A 4,095-nucleotide genomic window follows, 5' to 3' on the forward strand; every position below is an offset into this window, starting at 1 on the left:
ATGGCCGATCTTGGAACCTTGGGCGGAACGAACAGCAACGGCGCCGGAATCAACAATTCTGGACAGGTGACGGGATACAGCCAAACAACCGGTGACGGCACGAGTCACGCCTTCCTGTACAGCGAGCGCGTGATGACGGACCTCGGCAGTCTCGGTGGCGATTTCAGCCTCGGCTGGGGTATCAACAATGCCGGGGAGGTGGCGGGCTACAGCTTGACCAGCAACGCGGTTGACCACGCGTTCCTTTACAGCCGAGGGCTCATGAATGATCTCGGCACTCTGAGCGGAGGAGCCGGAAGTGTCGCCTTCGGTATCAACGACGTTGGGCAAGTGGTCGGCGAAAGTGGCACTGCGGATGGCCACAGTGTTCATGCGTTCATGTACAGCGATGGTCAGATGGTCGATCTCAACGATCTCATCGATTCCCAGTCGGGATGGATCCTCGTGAGCGCTCAGGCAATCAACAATCACGGGCAAATCGCTGGTTACGGCCTTCTCGATGGCCAGCTCCAAGCATTTCTGATCACGCCAACAGTGGCAGTTCCCGAGCCAGGCAGCTACACACTGATGCTGGCAGGGCTGAGCTCACTCGGCTTTGTAGTACGTCGTCGCAAGAGGGACGCGTCAAGATTGGATGCAACCACTGGACCGCGACTTTGCCTCGACTGGCGTTGCTGGTCAGCCGTGCCCTAGGGCGATGTGCCAATCGACTAGGGCAACAGCGCGTCAAAACCTCGACAGTCTTGGCTCGTGGCAGTGCTTGCCGCTGCCGTTTTCACGCGCCAATACGCCGCTTCGAACGACAGCTTCGAGACGACGGGATCGGGCCACGGAATGTGGCCTGAGGGTCGGGACGTTGAGCTCGGCGAATCGAAGAGCGGCCGTTCAATTCGGATCGGACCAGTTGGCAGCTTTCGGCGCAGGGCGCGAATAGACAGTCACGGCCATCAGCCGTCGCTGACGACCGGCTGCTCCTCAGAAGTACGAGAACCCCCGCACCGCGGCGTGATTTCTGCCAAGCAACAATTGGGATGTTGCTCGACCTTTTGACCAAATCCATGTACGTGATTGACGCGCGGCACTACCTCACCGACAAGGGCACCATCGCCACCGAGCGCGGGCCCGCACGCAAGATGGCCGACTTTGTGACGTCGGTGATCGCACACGCCTCCGACAAGGCCCGCGCCGACACAACCCCCCGCCCGACTTGCTTCAAGTGCCGCAAGCGCGACGACCGCCGGGTACAAACCGCCGTCACGGACGACGGCGTCGTGGTGTGGCACTGCCAGGCCTGCGGCACGCACGGGCGCATCACACACTGGCAAGGAACCTTCTGGGACCTCAGCGCCGGAATGCCCTCGGACTGAACGGCACACGAAGGACATCGCAAGCCCATGCCCAAAGCCCCGCCGGACTCCCTCGAAGCCATCCTGCAGCGTCAGCCAGCGGCCACCCTGGCCGCGGTCCTTGTCGAACTGGCCGCCGACCACGACGCGGTACGGCAACGCCTGGCTCGCATGCAACTGGCCGACCGCCCCGACAAGCTCGCGGCCAGCTTCACCAAGACGCTGGCCGCCTGGAAACGCTCGCGCAGGTTCTACGACTACCGGCAAGCGCGTGAATTCGGCCAAGAGCTGCAGGCCTGGCTCGACCAGGTCGCGCGCGAGCTGGCGCCCAAGGATCCTGCAGCAGCAGTGGCGCTGTTCGAGGCGTTCATCGAGGCCGACGCTTCCTGGTTCGAGCGTGCCGACGATTCCGATGGCGCTGTCGGCGACGCCGTGCGCGCCGCCTGCCGGCACTGGCTGCAGGCGGCGGCGCTGTGCGAGACGCCTGCACACGTCTGGCCCGAGCGACTGATGAAGCTCGTGCTGGCGGATGAGTACGGCGCACGCGAGGAACTGCTGCGTCGAGCCGATCTGCTGCTGTCGCAGCCGGCACTGCGTGAACTGGTGGCATCGCTGCAGGCGCGGATGGGCCAGACGGTGGCCGCAGCGCCGGACGCCGCGACGCGGCCGCACGAGGTGTACAAGCTCTCCGCGGCCTTGTCGTTGCTGTCAGAGGCCCTTCACGACCCAGACGTCAAGGTTCGCGCGGTGCTGAGCTACAGCCCTCAGCCCAACGCCGTGCAGCGACAGGACTTCGTGCAGGCGTATCTGGACGCCGACCGTCCGGCCGATGCACTGCCTTGGTTGCAGGATCCTTGGGGCCAGAGGGAAGACAGTCGGCAGCGCCTGCTGGCCGAAGCGCTGGGGCGCCTGGGTCGCTTTGAAGACAGTGCGCCGATTCGGCAGCGCCTCTTCGAGAACACGCTGTCCGCCTTCGACCTGCAGCGCTGGCTGGAACACCTGCCCGAAGCCGCGCACCCCGAAGCACGAGCGCGCGCCCGTGCGCTGGTGCTCGAGCACGACGACCCGAAGACCGCCGCCGTGTTGCTGCTCGAACTCGGTGACGCCGAGTCTGCCGAGCACCGGTTGATCGCCGAGCAGGCGCGCATCGACGGCACGGACTATCCCGCTTTGGCGCCGCTGGCCAAGTCGCTGCGTGCCCATGAATGTCCGCGCGGCGAAACGGTCGTCTATCGTGCACTGCTGCGAGGGATCCTCGATCGGGCCTATTCGCGGGCCTACGGGCACGCGGCCCGCTACTGGGCCCGGTTGCACGAGATCGCCGACGAGGGCGTCGATTTGATGCCGCTGCCGGCGCATGAGGCCTTCGAAGCGGAGATCCGATCGCGCCACGCGCGCAAGGCGAGCTTCTGGGCACACGTGAACGGCTCGCGCAGCATGCCGACCGAGGAAGAGGACGGCCCGGACGCTTAGTCCAGGCCCATCGCATCCATCGGGCTGCGCACGGCCGCGCCACCGAGCCGCAGCACATGCGTGTAGATCATCGTCGTGGCCACGTCGGCGTGGCCGAGCAGGTCCTGCACCGTGCGGATGTCGTAGCCTGACTGCAGCAGGTGCGTTGCGAATGCGTGGCGCAGGCTGTGCGGCGTCGCTGGCTTCGTGATGCCGCAGGCGAGCACCGCGCGCTTGAACGCGCGCTGGAAGGTCTGGTCGAACATGTGGTGCCGGCGCACGACGCCGCTGCGCGGATCCACCGAATGCGTGGCCTGCGGGAACACCCAGAACCACGGCCACGAGGCGCCCGCCCTCGGATACTTGCGCTCCAAGGCGTCGGGCATCTCAACGCCACCACGGCTGTCGGACTGATCCTTGGTCCACAACGCGTGGGCGCAAGACAACTGCTCGCGCAGCGCCGGCACGAGGCTTTGCGGCAACATCAGCACTCGATCCTTGCCGCCCTTGCCGTGGCGCACGATGATCGCCCGATGCGCGAAGTCCACGTCCTTGACGCGCAGTTGCAGGCCCTCCGACAGGCGCATCCCGGTGCCGTACAGCAATTTCGCGAACAAGCGGTGTTCGCCCACCAATCCGCGAAAGACGGCGGCCAGTTCGTCCTGAGACAACACCACCGGCAGGCGTTGCTTGACGCGCGGTCGGCCGATCTCGGACATCCACGGCAGCTGCACCCCCAGCACCTTGGAATAGAGGAACAGCAGCGCCGACAACGCCTGGCGGTGCGTCGATGCCGAGAGCCGGCGCTCCACGACGAGCCAGCTCAAGAAGGTCTCGACCTCGGGCGCCCCCATCTCGGCCGGATGTCGCAGGCCGTGAAAGCGAATGAAGGCGCGACACCAATGCACATAGGCCTGCTCAGTGCGCCGGCTGTAATGCAACAGCCGCACACGCTCGCGCAATTGGTCGAGCAGTCGCGGCGAACGCAATGGCGGCTGCTCAGCCGCGGGCGCGGCGGGACGCAAATCAGCACGGCGGACTTCCGCCGGACGCAACGGCACGGCCATGTCGACCTCCCTGCAGCGCGCAAACCCGGGGTTGCCGCGGGCGAGCGGCCCGGGCACAGTTCGCCGCAGGGAGAGTGCTGCTTTCGTCGGCACGATAATACTGTATGAACGTACAGTCAATGGCCCGGATCGCAAGGATCCGGGCGGGCTTGCCGGTTGTGACGTGCGCCTTGTTATGGCGACAGTCGCCGGTGTTATGCATCAATCCTGTCGCCCCATAACAAGGTTAG

General features: G+C 65.5%; 4 protein-coding genes. 3 read left to right on the forward strand and 1 reads right to left on the reverse strand.

What is annotated here, in order from left to right; translation table 11 throughout:
- The 3 genes from VJ693_RS25735 to VJ693_RS19095 all read left to right on the forward strand — a co-directional run bounded on the left by VJ693_RS25735 (nucleotide 1) and on the right by VJ693_RS19095 (nucleotide 2,819).
- Nucleotides 1–693: a PEP-CTERM sorting domain-containing protein gene (locus VJ693_RS25735; RefSeq protein ID WP_414652315.1), complete on the forward strand. Its 693-nt coding sequence runs from the start codon at nucleotides 1–3 to the stop codon at nucleotides 691–693.
- Nucleotides 694–1,031: 338 nt separating this feature from the next.
- Nucleotides 1,032–1,367 (forward strand): hypothetical protein, encoded by a 336-nt coding sequence (locus VJ693_RS19090; RefSeq protein WP_324156762.1) that lies wholly within the window; start codon nucleotides 1,032–1,034, stop codon nucleotides 1,365–1,367.
- Nucleotides 1,368–1,394: 27 nt separating this feature from the next.
- Nucleotides 1,395–2,819 carry a DUF6880 family protein gene (locus VJ693_RS19095; protein ID WP_324156763.1) on the forward strand — a complete coding sequence of 475 codons (1,425 nt, stop codon included), beginning with the start codon at nucleotides 1,395–1,397 and terminating at the stop codon, nucleotides 2,817–2,819.
- On the opposite strand, the gene VJ693_RS19100 is transcribed toward VJ693_RS19095, so the two are convergent.
- Nucleotides 2,816–3,865, reverse strand: coding sequence for an integron integrase (locus tag VJ693_RS19100; protein ID WP_324156765.1), 1,050 nt, complete (start codon nucleotides 3,863–3,865; stop codon nucleotides 2,816–2,818). The two genes, VJ693_RS19095 and VJ693_RS19100, sit on opposite strands and share 4 nt — an antisense overlap.
- Nucleotides 3,866–4,095 lie beyond the last annotated feature (230 nt).

Source organism: Ideonella sp. (assembly GCF_035254525.1).
In the GTDB taxonomy this organism is placed as follows: domain Bacteria; phylum Pseudomonadota; class Gammaproteobacteria; order Burkholderiales; family Burkholderiaceae_C; genus Ideonella.

Coding starts and splice junctions, on each gene's coding strand:
- VJ693_RS19090 (WP_324156762.1), top strand. CDS start 1,032: ATGTTGCTCGACCTTTTGACCAAATCCATGTACGTGATTGACGCGCGG.
- VJ693_RS19095 (WP_324156763.1), top strand. CDS start 1,395: ATGCCCAAAGCCCCGCCGGACTCCCTCGAAGCCATCCTGCAGCGTCAG.
- VJ693_RS19100 (WP_324156765.1), bottom strand. CDS start 3,865: ATGGCCGTGCCGTTGCGTCCGGCGGAAGTCCGCCGTGCTGATTTGCGT.
- VJ693_RS25735 (WP_414652315.1), top strand. CDS start 1: ATGGCCGATCTTGGAACCTTGGGCGGAACGAACAGCAACGGCGCCGGA.